This window comes from Paenibacillus sp. XP01 (genome assembly GCF_057364885.1).
In genome coordinates this window covers 206,751-222,805 of record NZ_CP139481.1, presented here as the reverse complement: position 1 = coordinate 222,805, position 16,055 = coordinate 206,751, and the positions used below count along the sequence as shown (strand labels likewise).

General features: G+C 44.4%; 19 protein-coding genes. 3 read left to right on the top strand and 16 right to left on the bottom strand.

Annotated elements, in window-relative coordinates; genetic code table 11:
• Positions 1 to 55 precede the first annotated feature (55 nt).
• From SNR34_RS01075 to SNR34_RS01060, 4 genes are all read right to left on the bottom strand, one after another.
• Positions 56 to 910 (bottom strand): aldo/keto reductase, encoded by an 855-nt coding sequence (locus tag SNR34_RS01075; RefSeq protein ID WP_486180964.1) that lies wholly within the window; start codon positions 908 to 910, stop codon positions 56 to 58.
• 213 nt (positions 911 to 1,123) lie between these two features.
• Positions 1,124 to 2,380: a mechanosensitive ion channel family protein gene (locus SNR34_RS01070; protein WP_486180963.1), complete on the bottom strand. Its 1,257-nt coding sequence runs from the start codon at positions 2,378 to 2,380 to the stop codon at positions 1,124 to 1,126.
• 139 nt (positions 2,381 to 2,519) lie between these two features.
• Positions 2,520 to 3,146, bottom strand: coding sequence for a polysaccharide deacetylase family protein (locus tag SNR34_RS01065; protein WP_486180962.1), 627 nt, complete (start codon positions 3,144 to 3,146; stop codon positions 2,520 to 2,522).
• A gap of 119 nt (positions 3,147 to 3,265) precedes the next feature.
• Entirely contained in the window at positions 3,266 to 3,493 is a 228-nt protein-coding gene (locus SNR34_RS01060; RefSeq protein WP_486180961.1) for a hypothetical protein, read from the bottom strand.
• Positions 3,494 to 3,696: 203 nt separating this feature from the next.
• On the opposite strand from SNR34_RS01060, the gene SNR34_RS01055 reads away from it, so the two are divergent.
• The 3 genes from SNR34_RS01055 (at position 3,697) to SNR34_RS01045 (ending at position 5,871) form a co-directional block, all read left to right on the top strand.
• Positions 3,697 to 4,467 (top strand): hypothetical protein, encoded by a 771-nt coding sequence (locus SNR34_RS01055; protein ID WP_486180960.1) that lies wholly within the window; start codon positions 3,697 to 3,699, stop codon positions 4,465 to 4,467.
• Positions 4,468 to 4,698: 231 nt separating this feature from the next.
• A complete protein-coding gene (locus SNR34_RS01050; RefSeq protein WP_486180959.1) occupies positions 4,699 to 4,881 on the top strand; it encodes an IS3 family transposase in 183 nt (60 codons plus the stop codon).
• Positions 4,882 to 5,304: 423 nt separating this feature from the next.
• Entirely contained in the window at positions 5,305 to 5,871 is a 567-nt protein-coding gene (locus tag SNR34_RS01045) for a hypothetical protein (protein WP_486180958.1), read from the top strand.
• Between the two features lie 320 nt (positions 5,872 to 6,191).
• On the opposite strand, the gene SNR34_RS01040 is transcribed toward SNR34_RS01045, so the two are convergent.
• From SNR34_RS01040 to SNR34_RS00985, 12 genes are all read right to left on the bottom strand, one after another.
• Complete coding sequence (locus SNR34_RS01040; RefSeq protein WP_236420357.1) at positions 6,192 to 6,932, bottom strand: YheC/YheD family protein; 741 nt, start codon at positions 6,930 to 6,932, stop codon at positions 6,192 to 6,194.
• A gap of 25 nt (positions 6,933 to 6,957) precedes the next feature.
• Entirely contained in the window at positions 6,958 to 8,058 is a 1,101-nt protein-coding gene (locus SNR34_RS01035) for a 2-aminoethylphosphonate aminotransferase (RefSeq protein WP_486180957.1), read from the bottom strand.
• Positions 8,055 to 9,218, bottom strand: a complete 1,164-nt coding sequence (gene aepY, locus SNR34_RS01030) for a phosphonopyruvate decarboxylase (protein WP_486180956.1) — start codon at positions 9,216 to 9,218, stop codon at positions 8,055 to 8,057. Before aepY ends, SNR34_RS01035 begins: the two co-directional genes overlap by 4 nt.
• Positions 9,215 to 10,114 (bottom strand): phosphoenolpyruvate mutase, encoded by a 900-nt coding sequence (gene aepX / locus SNR34_RS01025; RefSeq protein WP_236420360.1) that lies wholly within the window; start codon positions 10,112 to 10,114, stop codon positions 9,215 to 9,217. The genes aepY and aepX overlap by 4 nt, the downstream gene beginning before the upstream one ends.
• Positions 10,115 to 10,156: 42 nt before the next feature.
• Positions 10,157 to 10,885, bottom strand: coding sequence for a YheC/YheD family protein (locus SNR34_RS01020; protein WP_486180955.1), 729 nt, complete (start codon positions 10,883 to 10,885; stop codon positions 10,157 to 10,159).
• A 782-nt stretch (positions 10,886 to 11,667) separates the two neighbouring features.
• Positions 11,668 to 12,243: an ATPase gene (locus SNR34_RS01015; protein ID WP_486180954.1), complete on the bottom strand. Its 576-nt coding sequence runs from the start codon at positions 12,241 to 12,243 to the stop codon at positions 11,668 to 11,670.
• Positions 12,236 to 12,433, bottom strand: a complete 198-nt coding sequence (locus SNR34_RS01010; RefSeq protein ID WP_236420363.1) for an MDR/zinc-dependent alcohol dehydrogenase-like family protein — start codon at positions 12,431 to 12,433, stop codon at positions 12,236 to 12,238. The genes SNR34_RS01015 and SNR34_RS01010 overlap by 8 nt, the downstream gene beginning before the upstream one ends.
• 192 nt (positions 12,434 to 12,625) lie before the next feature.
• On the bottom strand, positions 12,626 to 12,838 hold the full coding sequence (locus SNR34_RS01005) for a cold-shock protein (RefSeq protein WP_236420364.1): 213 nt from the start codon (positions 12,836 to 12,838) through the stop codon (positions 12,626 to 12,628).
• Between the two features lie 79 nt (positions 12,839 to 12,917).
• Positions 12,918 to 13,118 (bottom strand): cold-shock protein, encoded by a 201-nt coding sequence (locus tag SNR34_RS01000; protein ID WP_236420365.1) that lies wholly within the window; start codon positions 13,116 to 13,118, stop codon positions 12,918 to 12,920.
• 400 nt (positions 13,119 to 13,518) lie between these two features.
• Positions 13,519 to 14,124 carry a response regulator transcription factor gene (locus SNR34_RS00995; protein ID WP_343262107.1) on the bottom strand — a complete coding sequence of 202 codons (606 nt, stop codon included), beginning with the start codon at positions 14,122 to 14,124 and terminating at the stop codon, positions 13,519 to 13,521.
• On the bottom strand, positions 14,125 to 15,297 hold the full coding sequence (locus tag SNR34_RS00990; protein WP_339275544.1) for a sensor histidine kinase: 1,173 nt from the start codon (positions 15,295 to 15,297) through the stop codon (positions 14,125 to 14,127).
• Positions 15,298 to 16,041: an ABC transporter permease gene (locus tag SNR34_RS00985; RefSeq protein ID WP_236420368.1), complete on the bottom strand. Its 744-nt coding sequence runs from the start codon at positions 16,039 to 16,041 to the stop codon at positions 15,298 to 15,300. It lies immediately after the preceding gene.
• Between the last annotated feature and the right edge of the window lie 14 nt (positions 16,042 to 16,055).

The window sequence follows — 16,055 nt, the reverse complement described above, 5'->3', positions numbered from 1 at the left end:
TTCATGCTCGTATTTTGCCGCCTCGTTCTCGGTGATCCTCACGACCATATGTCATTTAAAACTCTTCGTATTCGCTCGGGTCTTGTCCCCACAACCGTCCGTCCTCACGGCTGAACGAAGAGATGACTCCCATCTCTTCCGCGGTCAGCTCAAAATCGAAAATATCGATGTTCTCTTTCTGATGCTGGAGAGAACTTGCTTTCGGAATCGGAATGGCACCGAGCTGGGTATGCCAGCGCAAAATGACCTGCGTCCCCGTTTTGCCATACGTTTCTGCAATCTGGAGGATCTTTTCATCGTTCACAATGTCCTGTACGATATCGTTGCCGCGTCCGAGCGGGCTCCAGGATTCCGCAATGATGCCGTACTCGGCATCCTTTTGCCGCTGATCGCCCTGGTTAAAGAACGGATGGAGCTCGATTTGGTTCAAGCTCGGTGCCACGCCGGTTTCCTTCACCAGGCGATCATTATGCTCAGGCAGGAAATTGCTAACCCCGATCGAGCGGATATAACCACGGTTTTTGGCCTCAATCAGGGCCTGCCATGCCTCCACGTACAGATCTTGTTTGGGATTCGGCCAGTGGATCAAATACAGATCGTAGTAATCGAGCCCTGCTCGATACAGCGATTCCTCTACAGCCATGATGGCTTTATCATGGCTATGGTAACGTCCTGGCAGCTTGGAGCAAATGATGAGCTCTTCCCTGGATACGGAACTCTGCCGGATGGCCTTGCCGACCGTTCCCTCATTCTCGTAGTTATACGCCGTATCGATCAGGCGATAACCCGCATCTATTGCGCCCGCGATTGATTTGACGCCGGCTTCCCCTTTCAGGCTGTAGGTACCAAGCCCGATTGCGGGCACCTTTAAGCCATCATTCAACGTATGCTCCGGAATGCGATGGTTCATCTGAAATCTCTCCTTTGCTGGGGGGATAATGGAAAAATTTACTTGCCTACTTGTCTATTCTACCCCTGTACGCGGGAGTGAATCAATTCGGCATGGGACAGAAGCGATTCCGGAGTACTTTTATCGAAAAAAAGCCATCAACCAAAAGTTGGTCAACGGCTTATCGCTTCGTTCAACAGTCCACGCCATATGCGATGTATGAATTGAATGAATTTATGAGTACCCTCGTGAAAATTCCCTGCTGTCCTTAAGCTGCGCAATATCGTGCCCCGTTGGGTTTTGGAACGCACGCAGCCCGAACGTCGGCGCAACGGCGAAAATATGGTCAAAGATATCGGCTTGAATCGATTCATATACTCCCCAGTTGGTATCATTGCTAAATGCGTATACTTCAAGCGGCAGTCCCGTGTCTCCCGGCGCCAACTGTCTGACGATCATCGTCATGTTCTGATTGATTTTGGGATGATTCCGAAGATACTGATGGATGTACTCTCTGAATACGCCCACATTCGTAAGTTGCCTGCCGTTCACATTGCTTTCCGTATTGATTTCATGTTCAAGGTTGTACGCTTGGATCTCATTTAATTTTGTCGTTATATAATCCGTAAGGTAGTGGATCTTCTGAAATTCGCTGATCATTTCCTCGGTGCAAAAACGGATGCTGCTGATATCGATATAAAAGCTTCGCTTAATCCTTCGTCCGCCGGATACCTGCATGCCTCTCCAATTCCTGAACGAATCCGAAATCAAAGCGTAGCTCGGAATCATCGTAATCGTTTTATCGAAATTCATCACCTTTACCGTGTTTAGGGTAATATCGATTACGTCGCCGTCCGCATTATATTTCGGCATCTCAATCCAGTCGCCCACACGCACCATATCATTCGACGATAGCTGAACGCCAGCCACAAGGCCTAGGATGGAGTCTTTAAAGACCAGCATCAATACGGCCGATAACGCGCCAAGCCCGCTGAGAATGATTAATGGATTCTGACCGATCAGGCTCGAAATGACGATAATGCCTCCGATGATGAAAAGAATAATCTTGGCAACCTGGATATATCCTTTGATCGGCCTGATCTTGGATACTTCATAGGAACGATATATGTCATCAAACACATTGAGCAGCGCATTAAATACAGTGATCGTCACCACAATCATGTACGTCATTGCAGCCTTTTCAATCAGGACCTGATAGGATGGAAAGACATAAGCAGAATAATAAATAATAATGGCCGGTACGAGATGCGACAGCTTGTGGAACAGCTTTTTCTCCACAATGATATGGCCCCATTTGAATCGATGGTTATTGACGATATGAAGGATTGTCCGCAGCACGATTCTTTTTGCGATAAAATTAGCCAATACCGAGACCACGGCGATAAAAACGACCATGATCATATTCGAGAGATATCCAATGGCAGGTTCGCTGATGCCAAATCCGTCTAGTTGATTTCTGATAAAGTCCATTGTCTCCTCCTAATGCAGTTTGTATCAGCTTATCATCTGAGAGCGGTGCCGGGCAAAGTTTGCGAGTAAATGCCATGGACGATATTCGCAAATACAAAAACGGACACCTAAGATGGTGTCCATTCGCTTGTTAGACGCTTTACGTACAATCCGCTATATCCAGCAGTTCGCTGACCGTGACCAAGCGATACCCCTCTGCGGCCAGTTCCTCGACCAGCACACGCACAGCCTCCACCGTCTGGGTGCGCTCCCCGTATCCGTCATGGAAGATCAAGATGCTGCCCGGCCTGACGGTTGGCCTTGTGTGCTCGACAATATAATCGACGCCAGGATTCTCCCAATCCTTTGCCCCGCCATTGACCGCGCCGATCGTCTGGTATCCGCGCTCCGCAGCCAGGGACAGAATGTCATCATTCACCCCGAAATAAGGCGGCCTGAAGATCCGTGCCGTTTCCCCCGTGACCTCTCGGATGAGCTCCTCTGTCCGCAATAGCTCCTCTCTGGCTGTCTCCAGCGTCAGTTTGGTCAGATCGGGATGCGAATAGGTGTGGTTGGCGATCTCGTGCCCTTCACGGTGCACAGCCGCCGCAACCCCTGGATGCGCTTCCATTTCCTGACCGATCATAAAAAAGGTCGCCCGTCCGTCCGCACCGCGGAAGATCTCAAGCAACTGATGCGTATATACCGGGTGCGGTCCATCGTCAAATGTAAAGGCGACTACCTTTTCCTGCACATTAACCCGTTCTACCAACGATAATTTCCCCATTTATGAGTGTCTCCTCTCTTATACGTCCTGCTAACGCTCTTTCGCTTTTCCATGTGGAGAATAATAAAGGATTGTACTAGGCAAACAACTACAAGCAAAGTTCCAGACACGCTATTACGCTAAAGAGAAACCTTGAAGTATTTCTTCAAGTGCTGGTCATGATTGTATTCCCTGAAATGCAGCCCGCTCTTGGTATTCAGCTCTTCATATAAGCGTTGAACCGTCTGCGTTAGGTCTGTCATTGCCTGTTCGATGCCCCCATACGCACCGTAATATGAATTCTTTTTTTCCGGCTGATCAATTTTATTCGCTTCATCGAAGTAAATATTATAGCTCATTGTACGCATTCCAAATAACCAAAATGATAACGTGCCACTGACTTCCATCCATATACATAATATCATGATTATATAAGAATAATACCGATGAGTGTAGTCTTCTCCGCTTCGTTAGCAGAGTTGGTTTTTTTGTATTTAAACGCATGGTGTCCGTCACCGATACTACCAATGGGGGCAAGAGGCATCGCCCTCCATTTTGTACTTAAAATTATATGCAGACACAAAATACTCATTCAGATCAAAAATATTACTTAGAGGATTATTTAAATGCCGTTAAAGACAAGAATTTAGATAGAATGATGGAACTTACTCATGATTATAGATTTTCTAATTTGGATGATAAAAAGGAGTTGTATCAAAGATCTTTATCCTCTGATAGGGAGGGGATTACTGATTATGAGATAACGGACAGTGAAAAAATAAAGAATGAGGCAACTAAATTCTCAGTTAAAATATATTTTAAGAATGGGGCAATATCAGAAGCTCCGTTTGTGGTCGATAATATCGAAGGGGAAATGAGGGGAGTAATAGAAAGCCCTCACACCATCAATGATGATATTTTAGAAATTCAGAAGGCTCCAGATAATGACGAGTTTTTAGAGAATTCAATAGTGCCACCAAATAATTCTGATACTATTACTATTCAAGCCACAAGATGTACTTGGAATTTTTCAGGTCGTGTAGATGGAAGAAGTTTTGATTCAATATGTTCATTTGATATTAACACAACAGATAGTGAAGCTGTAATAAACTATCGGCAATGGAATGATAATGGTTTAGGAATTGATAACACGGTAAGACACGAAATCAGAAACAATACATGGCAATGGGGCTACACAGATGCATGGGGGCAAAATAAAGATAAAGGAAAGCAGCTTACCATACATGGTAAGACAAAAAAAGATGCCTTTATGAGATTCACTGTAAACGAAGTTGATGATAAAGTAGTTACATATGCTGGTTTCGGTGAATTATACGATTAAACAAGAGCGGAGAGATCGCTAAGGTCTCTTCGTTTGTTTTTTGTCATGCGTGTATGCTGGCCAGCAATACAAAAATTGTAAATATGTAATCCGCTAATTATAGTATCACTACATCCCTAAAAAGATAAATTATGTAAATAAAACCTATTTTATACATCGAAAGTTGCAATTTAGAATCTTTTGGAAGCTTATATTCTTTAACAATCCGACCACCCGTCACCGGTCTAACGGGTGACGGGTGGTCGGATTGTCGAGAAACCCTGTACTTTTTTCAAGGTACGGGGTTTCTTCTCGCATCCTAAAACGGAGAAGGTCTATTGGGAGAAGCCTCAGACACTAGAAGCGGCTGAATCCATGATCGATGAACACATTCGTTACTACAACAACAAACGAATTAGAAGACCGGTCGCCTGAGGAATACAGGTTTGTGGTCGCTTCACTGTTTGTCGAATTCATTCCACACAGCCAGGTTAACTATCCACCAGTGTCTGGATTAACATGAACAACGACTGCCGTGAAGATTGTACCTTCGGTGTTGGTATAGTGGACAATACGGCCTATTGATGGCCTTTGCATGTTGATTCCTCCATTTGATTGATTTTCAAAACAGCAAAACAACCGAGGAGCGTAGCTATCAGGAGTTCCCCTTTGCTCGATTTCCACAATACAAATAGAAAGTCCAACGAACCCATCAACATCCGTTCATAAATCGCTCAACAATCGAATGTTACTATTACACTAATTACAGTGCGTTTTTTACATATATATACAAATAAAACTCCAAATGTTATTATATTCCTGTAACAACCAAATTATAATGAAAAGAGGTCTTATTCTATGAAAAAGGTTAAGCAACTGGGAATCGTATCATTATCTGCACTCTTGTTGTCCTCATTCTCTCTACCGGCTTTTGCTAGCGCTCATGTTGCGAATGGTAATTCTATTAATTCGGAAACACAAATCGAATTGCCATCTGGTCCAATCAACCAAGATGTAAGAATTGAACTTGAACTGAGACAAGTAGATTATGATGCTCTTTTTAGAACGATTGGAGCTGAGCTTGGCATAAAATCAACTGCAGGCGATGTTACTACCCAAGGGTGGAAAACCAAGCTGGCCAAAGAAGTTGCACAGGAACTGATCAAAAAGCTGAAAAATGTTGGTTCTCGTGCATGGGATGCACAAATAAAAGAGTACGTAGATAAAATTCCTTTGCTAACAGACGGCGCGAAAACAACGTTGAAATATTATCTAAGCTACCAGGTACTTATGCAAGCTTTAGATATTATGGTAGATTTCACAGGAACTGCGGAAGATGGCCTCTCCAATGCTTTACAATCCGTTGGACTTCCGGCATGGTTAAGTGATGCAGCAGCAAGAGCTATTGTATTCTTCCTGCTGTAAAACATTGATCTTCAAGGGGGACTAAACGTGTATATACTCGCACTGATCATACTTATCACTACAGGTTTGGTATCCATAGTTGATATATTATTCGGAATAAAAGAAATCGGCGAAGGAATTAGAATATTTGTCAACGTTTCACAAGCCCTTTTCTTCTTATCGCTCTTATTCTTTGTAATAAAAATGCCTACCAAAAAGAAATGAATCGTAAAAAAGGAGGACTGCAATGACAGTTCTCCTTTTTCTTTGCTTTAACATACAAATTCTCGGCTTAGCTCAGTACCTTCTGCGACTTCCAATCCTAACGCATTGGCTGTATATCAACCTCTCTTATATGAGAGTATTCGCCGATACACCCTTCTATCCTTTAGCTTACGGAAATGTGACATGGCCGGATAAAGGTTGGCTTCAATAATGGATACATGCCCTCGCTGATCTGTTGCAATGTCGAGGCCATAAATACGGTGCCCGGGAAAAAAGGCTCCTAATCTCCTAGCGGAAAGAATTGAAACTCCATCGATTTTGGATTCCAAACCGGAGACAGACAAACGCCTAATGGATGACCTCCGAATACCCGACCTAAACCTAAGCAATTTCCCCTTACTCCGGGTATTATTGGACACAATATAACCTTTGCCCGCAACCTTGATCACCTTTCCCGTAACTACCCATCGGGATGAGTGGTGTTTCCGTTGAACGATGACTCTCATATCAAAGGGACGTTTGTTGATGGTCGGGCGAGTAATTCTACGTTGAACCATGTAATCGGCAGACCCTATTTTTTTTCGGATATAACGATAGATATTCTTTTTTCCTCGAATCACTTTTCTCACGTTCTCGTAGTGTATGGCAAACTTGTCATTACCCAAATACGAGACTTGAATGACTCCCCGACCGCGACTCCCCCATACCGGTTTAACAATGACATGCCGGTATTTTCGCAGAAGAGCCCAGAAGGAATGTCGGCTCATCCTTTTCGTTGTGGGTACGTAAGGAGCAAGGGGGCCATACTTCTTCAAAAGCAAATATTTCAACCATTTATTTTTTGTCACCGATCCCATGGGACTCCGCCTTTCTCATGTTCACTTAAATGCTGCCTAAATAATTTTCAAGCAATTCCAAAAACACCTCGATATCCTTGGACGTAATATCCCCAATATTGGCAATCCGGAACGTCTTCAGTTCATCTAGTTTGCCGGGATAAATCATAATGCCTTTGCTGTAGAAACAATCATGCATGGATTGAAAATCATAACCTGCATAAGGTTCATGAATGGAGGTTATGATCTTGGAATGATGCTCTTCTGGAACGAGATAGGTTAATCCCAGCCTGGTCAGACCAGTGATTAAGGTTTTCCAGGATTCCTTGTATCGATCGTAACGCTGTGCCACGCCTTCCTGCTTTAATTCCTGAATGGCTTGCCTGAGCGCGTACAAAGTCTGTACCGGCGGTGTAAACCGCATTTGCGCATTTTCAGCGAAATATTGATATTGGGCGTACAAATTCAAATAATAATTTCGTGGTTTCCTGCCTTTCAAATGATCCAATTTGCTTTTTTCTGCAATCACGAACGAAACGCCGGGCATTCCCTGCAAATTCTTATTGGAACTTGATGCGAGAAACGAAATGTTCATTTCTTTCATTTGAATCGGGATCGCAGCAAATGAGCTCATCGCGTCCACCATCATGTTGATATGATACTTTTGGCATAACAAGCCAATATCCTTCACCTTGTTCAGAAGGCCGGTTGTGGTCTCATGATGGACTACAGCGAGATGAGAAATCATGCGGTCGGAGGAGCGGATGCACTCCTCTAATGCATCTATATTAATAGCATCATCAAAGGAACTCCTGAATTCTAAATAATCGATTCCATAGACCTTGGCGATCTCGCACATCCGTTTCCCATAAGCGCCATTATTGACAATGATCATGGCTTCGTTATCCGGGACGGAGCTGATCATGGATTCAACGGCTGCCGTGCCCGACCCGCCAAACAATACGGTTTGATAATGGTCCGGATCCGCAACCAAGCGGGTGAGCTCTGTGGAAATATGCTCCATCACCTCGCCAAATTCAGCCTCGCGAGGGCATATGTCCGGAACGACCTGTGACCATTTCACACTTTCTGTAGTCGTTGCCGGACCGGGGGTCAGCAAAATGTTTCTCTTTACGGCAGAACTCATGAGCCATCCACTTCCTTGATCTTTACGGAATCGTTCTGGATAAATCGCTGTAGGCGTTCTCTTACTTCGTGAGGCTTTATGCTCGGGCGAGCGAGCTGCGCCTTGGACTGCTTGGATATTTTTAAATACAGGAAAGTAAGTCCTTTAGACTCTTTCCATTGTTGCAAACAAGCTTTCAGTTCTTCGAGGTTGTGGACATGGATCGACTTCGTATAACCGCAGGAAGCAGCAATGTTTACGAAATCAACATTATGGGATACCGTGCTCTGTCCGCCTGTCGATTCGTGAGCGTTATTATCGAGAAGAATATGAATCATATTGCTCGGGTTGTAGTACCCATTTGTCGCCAAGCTTCCCATACGCATCAATAAAGAACCGTCTCCGTCAATCACGACGATATTTTTGCCAGGCTGACTCAGGGCGAGCCCAAGTCCAAAAGAACCGATACACCCCATAGAGCCCACCATATACAGATTGTTGCCTGCATCTTCAATTTCATATAATTCCCGTCCTGTCTTGCCTGTGGTAGCAAGCTGTACCGTGTCCCTGTCTTTCACCGCATTGATTACGGCTAATGCCTCATATCGTGCCGGCATCTGATTGTCTTTATGGGCATGACGTATGATCTGGTTGGAATGAGTGGCGTTTTGTAGCTTTTTCAAAGGCTCAGCGTCAAAGGTCCCTTTCTTGACTACAAAGAAGAACGGTCGATTCCGGGCAATTTGCTCATTGGCGTGAATCAGCTGCTTCCGGGCCTCCTCCAAATCTTTGGAGAGATACTGCCACTCCACCTCCATCAATTCCAGCAGCTGTGTCGTGATCCTGCCCATAAGTTCATGTTGAGGCTCGTCGGGAACACCCGGCTCTCCGCGAAGGCTGACAAACCCAAGCAGTGGAATTCGAAAGGGGTGGATCAGGGAAGATAGCGGCGAAACAGCGTTGGTTAACCCTGAGTTTTGCATAAGTACAACGGATTTCTGCCCTCCTAAAGAAGCAGCGGATGCGATGGCAACCGCATCCCCTTCATTGGCCGCTGCAACGTAATCGGTTTCGTTGATGGCATAATTGATTAAATTTTTCAGGTAGGAGCAGGGTACACCGCTGAAAAAGGTAAATCCTAAATTACGGAGCTCTTCTCCAAAAATTCTCGTGTCCATCATATTCCCTCATTCGAGCCGGAGTTCGGCGCCGGGAGATATTTTTGTTCCGCGGCTTGCAGTTCCTCTGCCCCTTGAAGCCCGAATACTTCGTCCAGTGTTGCAACATCTTTTTCGATATGGGCAAGGCTCTCTTCCTGATAAATTTTGCGGGATACTTGTTTCATGACTTTGATGGATGATCTCAAATTATGGTTGGCCCAAATGACAAGGCTAATCCCCAGTTCCCGAAACTTGTCGGTTGGAGTCAAGTAATACTTCGTAGGCACGATGACTACGGGTAATCTTCCCGCCCATTCCTTCATGAACGCCTCAATCTCCATAATATCCGGCCGTTTGCTGTGGATGAGCACCGCATCGGCACCTGCCTTCCGGTATGCTTCAGCCCGCCGCAGCGCCTCGTCAAGCCCTCTGCCCGTAATAAATGCCTCTACTCTGGCTACAACCAAAAAATCATCGTCCATTTGCGTATCTTTCATCGCCTTGATTTTGCCGCAAAATTCATCGATATCGGCCATTGGCTGCAATTGGCCGTTTATGAAAGAGTTCATTTTCGGAAATTGCTTATCTTCAATACATACCCCTGCAATATCCCGCTGCTCCAGCTTTTTGACCAGGCGTCTTGCATTATTGAAGTTGCCGTATCCTGTATCCCCATCCATTAGAATCGGAATGGACGTTGCGTCGCTCATGAATTCCAGAACATCCAGCACCTGAGTCCAGGAGGCTTCGTTATTATCCCTTACTCCCATCGCCGCAGAGATCGATAAACCGCTGGCCCAAATCCCTTTAAAACCTGCCTCCTCAACAATTTTGGCAGACAGGCCATTATGAGCCTCCATAATAAACCCCAGCTTATCGGAGTTGATCAGGTTTCTAAGCTCCTTTGTTTTTTTCATTTGAAACTTTTCCCCTTCCCATTGCAATCATCAATATGGAGCTTATATTCCGATGGATCGTTTGTTTGCCATAATCGTCCTGATCATTGTGCGATCGGAGAGCTGAGTAAACAGCATATGACCCGGATGCGAATTAGCTTCAATGATCCAAATCCGGCCTTTCTTGTCTATGGCAAGATCAACCCCTAGTTCATGAATGGAATGCCACTTATTCACTGTTCTGGCGATGGAAATGGATAGTTTTTTTATTTTGCGCTCATAGGCATTCACTTTGGCATGGTTATGCTTGAAAATACTAAAGAGGACCCTTCGCAGAGATTTGGCATGCCCCCCTTTTTGATAATTGGTCACAAACTTATGAGGTGCGGCAACACGGGCGGCCATACCCGCAATCATCCAATGATTCTTCGGCTTCTGCAGGTATACACGGATATCAAAGATCACCCCATGATACTTCGCTAATCGCAGGCCTTTCTGCACCAAATACCGATGCTTTGATTTCCGGTAAGAATGAATCGCTTTGAGGACTGAGGAACGTCGAACCATTTTCCGACTTGAGCCGCACCGTACCTCAAATCCCCTTCTTAGTCTCTTGACTCGGATGATTCCGCTACCGCCGCTCCCGTGATTAGGTTTTATAAAGAGGGATGAATGGGTTTTCAGCATCCTTAAGGTCCTTGATTTCGTCATCCGATGAGTTTCAGGCAAATGTGGACGCAAGACAGGATTCCTTAACATTTCCCTGTACTTCTTCATTTTCCCAATTGCCATTGATATTCACCTCTTCCCTTGGGTTTCAGATACAAGAGCATATTCATCAAACTTCACTGCTGTATAGACGAATACCAGTGGGGGAAAAAATTAAATGGGTGTTCGCAGAGGTGATCGCTATCACCGGAACTCCATTCCGTATGAATTTTCCATACATACAAATTTGCTCGAATCAGGTTACGAAACTTCCGAATCGTTCAGCAAAGCGTTCAAGCGACCATACAGTCTTACTTCGACAGATGCCAGGAAGCTTCCAAGTTGGGAAGGACCGTTCTTTCTATGCTTACCGATCTGAAGATACATGTACATAAATAGTTGATTTCATGGAATTCCTCGCTCCTTTTTGCGATTTTGGGCATAAAAAGAGCAGGTCCACCGTTTAGGTGCCTGCAACGAACTGCGAGTTATTGTGTTTGGCTGATCGACAATACGCTGGATGTGCATTCTCCATGATCTCCTGCATTTTTCCCCAGAAAATCTCATACACAGATTCGTCACTCCCTATAGGCTTCTGCATACAATGGAGAAATGAATGAATCTAAGCTGGAGATCAAAACCATGAGCTTACAACTGCAGGGACAACAAGAACAAACACTGTTTCGAATGGATCCAACTACTATGCATAACTTAAAATCCTTTCACGATCATATAGCAAACATATGTAAAAGCCATGCTAATGCACTTGTTCGAGTGGAAACAGTAGATGGCGATGTTTTTGAAGGGTTACTTATCCACTGCGAACGGTTCTACGTGTAGTCACAGTTTTACTGGCAACTAATTAATCATCTGTACCTTACAAGCACAGTTCTGGACCAATCAGGTATTGACTCCACACAATAAAGCAAATTACCATTTATGATTTCAGCAACAATCGAAGGCTCGTATGTATTATCGATGATGGTAACCTGTTCTGCGATGGCTAAAGCAGGTTTAAGATTTTGTAACGACTGACCATATCGAAAACGAATATCCTCTTCAGCAATCCAATGTCCACCTTGCTCGACACGAGAAGCCACACGATCTATATGCATTTGGACATCTTGGAGGCCGATATAATACATGACAATCTTATATCCGGCATCTTTGGCAATTTGCATATGCTTCAAAACAAATTTACCTGATAATGTCGTTTCAATAGCAAAGGGGTGTCTTCCCTTGATAAGGGAACGAATTCTTTTTACTGCTTCCCGTCCTGCTGACAAATCGGCACCTCTTGGATCATCAGGGTTTAATTCTCGTGCAATCTGGTCTGGGTCAACTAGCTCACCTAGCCATTCTCTCATCTGCAAGCTAATTGTGCTTTTGCCAGCCCCATTGGTACCTGCAAAAACCGTCATAATGGGTCGGGTATCATTCATTATACTCTAACTCCCGCCGGTTGCCGGTTGCATCAAAAACGATCTCGAATTTATTACCTTCTGCATCTTCTCGTATACGTTTATTATTTTTTATATAATATATTGATGCACCTGATTCTTTGGCTTGCTTGCGTGCATGTTGGTTAGCTTTTTTAAGAATTTCTTGGAGCTGTTCTCGATTTGAAAGCATCTTGAATCCCTCCATCTTTATAATTACGCTTATTATATCATAAAGAGCCACCAACCAGATGACTGGTCGATGGCTCTTTGACTTACTACATATGGAAGCGAGGGGAGTCGAACCCCTGTCCGAAGATAACGCAACATAGGCTTCTACGTGTGTGTAGTAGTGTGACATTTTTGATGTCACTGGTCCTCACTATTAGTGCTTCGTCTGATTAGGACTTGTATTAGCTAAAATAGACAGCATTTTCTCACTCTTCTCCATGAAGGAATTACACTGGCCACAAACGGGTTGAATCGAAAAGACAAAGTTATCCCTCATCCATCCGTTGCACTTTTCATTGGTGCATGACCATATCGTTGTCATTTCCTCTGGAAGATCAATCATCAGTCTTTTCCTTGAATAGTACAAACAGCATCCCTCTTTCTCTTCTGGAATAATGGCGAAAAAAAAGTCCCAACACTAAGTGCCGGGACCTTCTACTACAGCTTTACAGTTTAACAACATTCTCGGCCTGTGGGCCTCGATTGCCTTGTACTACACTAAATTCAACTCTTTGACCTTCATCCAAAGATTTGAAGCCGTCACTAACAATTGCACTGAAGTGTACAAATACGTCGTCTCCGCCTTCAACCTCGATAAAACCAAAGCCTTTGTCTGCATTAAACCACTTTACTGTTCCTTGTGCCATGATCCATTACCTCCATATTTTTATTTTTACATGATCTTCGAATTCAAAAAAAAATCACATATTGTACAAGGCTACATAATCAAAATCTAACCCTCTACAATATGTGATCTTAGGTCGAAATTCCAATGAACTAACTCTAACACAACTGGAGCTGATTTACAAGTTTGTTTTGTCTTTGCTTTCGTTTAATTGCTCCTCACCTATCTTGCAGTACGACACTGACTACATATGGAGGCGAACCGCGGCTATGTAAAACCACAATTCGCCGGAGTGTATGGATTAGGTTACGGTATGCTAAGTTGCGGTCCTAAAAAAGGAGAGCTTCTAAAGCTCTCTATGGGCTGGCAACATCATCCCTTGAGTGGGGCGATCCGCTTACCTCCATACCTCGGAGTTCTCCTCAATCCAGCCATCCCTTGCTGCGCGCGATATCTATTGCCTCGATCCGTGTATTTGCCCCGAGCTTCCCAATCGCGTCGGACATGTAGTTCCGTACCGTTCCATAGGATAGAAACAGCTGTGCTCCAATATCTTGAAGAACTAAGCCTTGGGCTGCCAACTTCATGACTTCACGCTCCCTGGGTGATAATGGACATGGATCATCCCATACCGCGAGGGATAATTCCGAATTGATGACACGTTTCCCATCATGGACCCGACGAATCGCATCAGCCAGTTCATCGCTGCCCGTATCTTTAAGTAGATATCCATAAACTCCTGCCTGCATCGCCCGCTGGAAATATCCGGGACGCGCGAATGTCGTCAAGATGATGACACGACAAGCGGACTTATTTTTTTGAATCAATTCCGCAATATCTAACCCGGTTTTCAGTGGCATCTCAATATCCAGAACAGCTACATCTGGTTCATATTGCTGGATCATGGACATCACTTCTTCCCCATTTTCAGCTTGACCGACTACTTCAATATCATCTTCTAACGAGAGTAACGTTGCCAGCGCTCCCCTTAATAACTTTTGATCTTCTGCCAAAACAATACGAATCATCTAAGCTCTACCTACCTTTTCATTTCGTATTACCCTAGGTATATGTAAGGTGACTTCCGTCCCCTTGCCTGGGGACGAAGACAGCGACATACGTCCGTCGATCATAACCAACCGTTGCCGTAATCCGGCGAGGCCATTACTGCTAGTATAGAATTGTTCCGTATCTGCCCCAATACCGTCATCACGTACAGATACACGAACCTCCCCTTCCTGAATGTCGAGAAGAACGTTGCAACTTGTTGCTCGGCTATGTCGAACCACATTTGTAATCGTCTCGCGAAAACACATCGCCAAAATCGTCTCCTGCAAGGGTGTTAAAGGAAGCTGACTGTTTACTAAAGCGTCCTCCGTCCCTACATTAGAAGGTCTGGGATCTGAAATCGATTGATATTGAAATAAAAGCGGTATGCCTGCAGCTGAACATAACGATACAGCATGCTTATATTCATCAGCGAAGTAAGTAACTTTCATCTCCGTAACCAATTCACGCATTTGTTTCAAGGCTGCGCGTGCCGTTTCTCGTATTTCACGAGCCTCTTCGATCGCTCTCTCGGGGTTACGATTGACCAATTTCTCAACGACCTCCCCTTTTAGTGCAATTAATGACAGCGTATGTCCCAACGTATCATGTAATTCACGCGCGATCCGCTGGCGCTCCTCCTGCTGTGCCATTCGTTCAGCCGTTTCTGCCCGCAGCCGCGCAGACTTCTGTTGAAAGCGAGTCGAAGTTCGAATAATATACGGCAGAATACAGATGCCAAACATAGGCACCAGCCCTATCCATACTAGGCTGCCCATCCGTTCCAAGTAAGGAACAGCGATAAATCCCATAGCCACAGTGAAAATGATCGTTATGGAGAGTAATATCGGCAGCTTTTGTTTGCTCAGCGGAGCAGCTATCATAAAACCTATAAACGTATACATAGGGTGAAATACACCTGCTAAAATTAGAAGTATTCCTACCTGAACGATCAATATTGGCGTGGCCCACTTTGTATAAAAGTAGGATTGTCGAAACGATAGAACGAATATGCCTAACAGAACAAAGCCAAGCCACTGTATACTTGATGGCTCATAAAGTAAAAAGTACATGGGTATCATTAAATTTGTTAACAAAATATAAGGAGCGACCCCTTCCGATTTTGGAAAGAGACGCCACTTTTCTCTATTCAATTAGACCGCATCCCGTCGATTATATATATAGATTGATAGTAGCATAAAGAAGAGACCGCATCCTGTCAAGATTATGAAATCAATACTTGCTGGATTTTTCCCGGCGATCATATTCCATGCCCCATTGGCGTAACGGTGAGATGGAAGCCATTCCCCGACCGAGCCCATCCAACTTGGCAAAGTACTAAGCGGCATCCAAAGCCCTCCCACAATGGCAAGTCCCATCTGTAATACATTTCCGATGGCAACGGAGGTATTCGCATTTTTAAGCGTTCCTAACAATGCACCAAGCGCCAGAAAAGATATGCTTCCAATCCATAACCATAATCCGCATAAAATCCATTGCCCGGCTGTCAATTGTATATCATGAACAAGGCCAGCAGATAAAAATATAACCACAATAACGATCAAGTGAACTGCCATTTGCGATACAATTTTGCTCCCAATCCAGACTGCAGGAGATAGTGGAGTCAGCTTCAACAGGCGTACCCACCCGTCTTGATGCTCGAACGATAGACGGATACCGAATTGAGATACGGCTGTACCAATCAAACTGAATGCAGTCATTGACATTAATGAAAAGACGCCCCAAGTTGTCGATTGAATCGATTTATCTACCCCATTCATACTCGCAAATAAAAAGTAGAAAGCAAGCGGCATCGCAATGGAGAAAAGTAAGAAAAATGGACTGCGGATAATTCGCAAACTTTCTGCTTTGGTCTGGGCAACAAACATATGTAACATAGCTGTCTCCTCCT

Excerpts from the sequence above, each read along its gene's own strand:
- SNR34_RS01020 (WP_486180955.1), bottom strand. The coding sequence starts at position 10,885 with ATGGCAATTGGGAAAATGAAGAAGTACAGGGAAATGTTAAGGAATCCT.
- SNR34_RS01070 (WP_486180963.1), bottom strand. The coding sequence starts at position 2,380 with ATGGACTTTATCAGAAATCAACTAGACGGATTTGGCATCAGCGAACCT.
- aepY (WP_486180956.1), bottom strand. The coding sequence starts at position 9,218 with ATGATGGACACGAGAATTTTTGGAGAAGAGCTCCGTAATTTAGGATTT.
- SNR34_RS01060 (WP_486180961.1), bottom strand. The coding sequence starts at position 3,493 with ATGCGTACAATGAGCTATAATATTTACTTCGATGAAGCGAATAAAATT.
- SNR34_RS01065 (WP_486180962.1), bottom strand. The coding sequence starts at position 3,146 with ATGGGGAAATTATCGTTGGTAGAACGGGTTAATGTGCAGGAAAAGGTA.
- SNR34_RS01045 (WP_486180958.1), top strand. The coding sequence starts at position 5,305 with ATGAAAAAGGTTAAGCAACTGGGAATCGTATCATTATCTGCACTCTTG.
- SNR34_RS01000 (WP_236420365.1), bottom strand. The coding sequence starts at position 13,118 with ATGGCACAAGGAACAGTAAAGTGGTTTAATGCAGACAAAGGCTTTGGT.
- aepX (WP_236420360.1), bottom strand. The coding sequence starts at position 10,114 with ATGAAAAAAACAAAGGAGCTTAGAAACCTGATCAACTCCGATAAGCTG.
- SNR34_RS01040 (WP_236420357.1), bottom strand. The coding sequence starts at position 6,932 with ATGGGATCGGTGACAAAAAATAAATGGTTGAAATATTTGCTTTTGAAG.
- SNR34_RS01055 (WP_486180960.1), top strand. The coding sequence starts at position 3,697 with ATGCAGACACAAAATACTCATTCAGATCAAAAATATTACTTAGAGGAT.
- SNR34_RS00995 (WP_343262107.1), bottom strand. The coding sequence starts at position 14,124 with ATGATTCGTATTGTTTTGGCAGAAGATCAAAAGTTATTAAGGGGAGCG.
- SNR34_RS01035 (WP_486180957.1), bottom strand. The coding sequence starts at position 8,058 with ATGAGTTCTGCCGTAAAGAGAAACATTTTGCTGACCCCCGGTCCGGCA.
- SNR34_RS00985 (WP_236420368.1), bottom strand. The coding sequence starts at position 16,041 with ATGTTACATATGTTTGTTGCCCAGACCAAAGCAGAAAGTTTGCGAATT.
- SNR34_RS01015 (WP_486180954.1), bottom strand. The coding sequence starts at position 12,243 with ATGAATGATACCCGACCCATTATGACGGTTTTTGCAGGTACCAATGGG.
- SNR34_RS01010 (WP_236420363.1), bottom strand. The coding sequence starts at position 12,433 with ATGCTTTCAAATCGAGAACAGCTCCAAGAAATTCTTAAAAAAGCTAAC.
- SNR34_RS01075 (WP_486180964.1), bottom strand. The coding sequence starts at position 910 with ATGAACCATCGCATTCCGGAGCATACGTTGAATGATGGCTTAAAGGTG.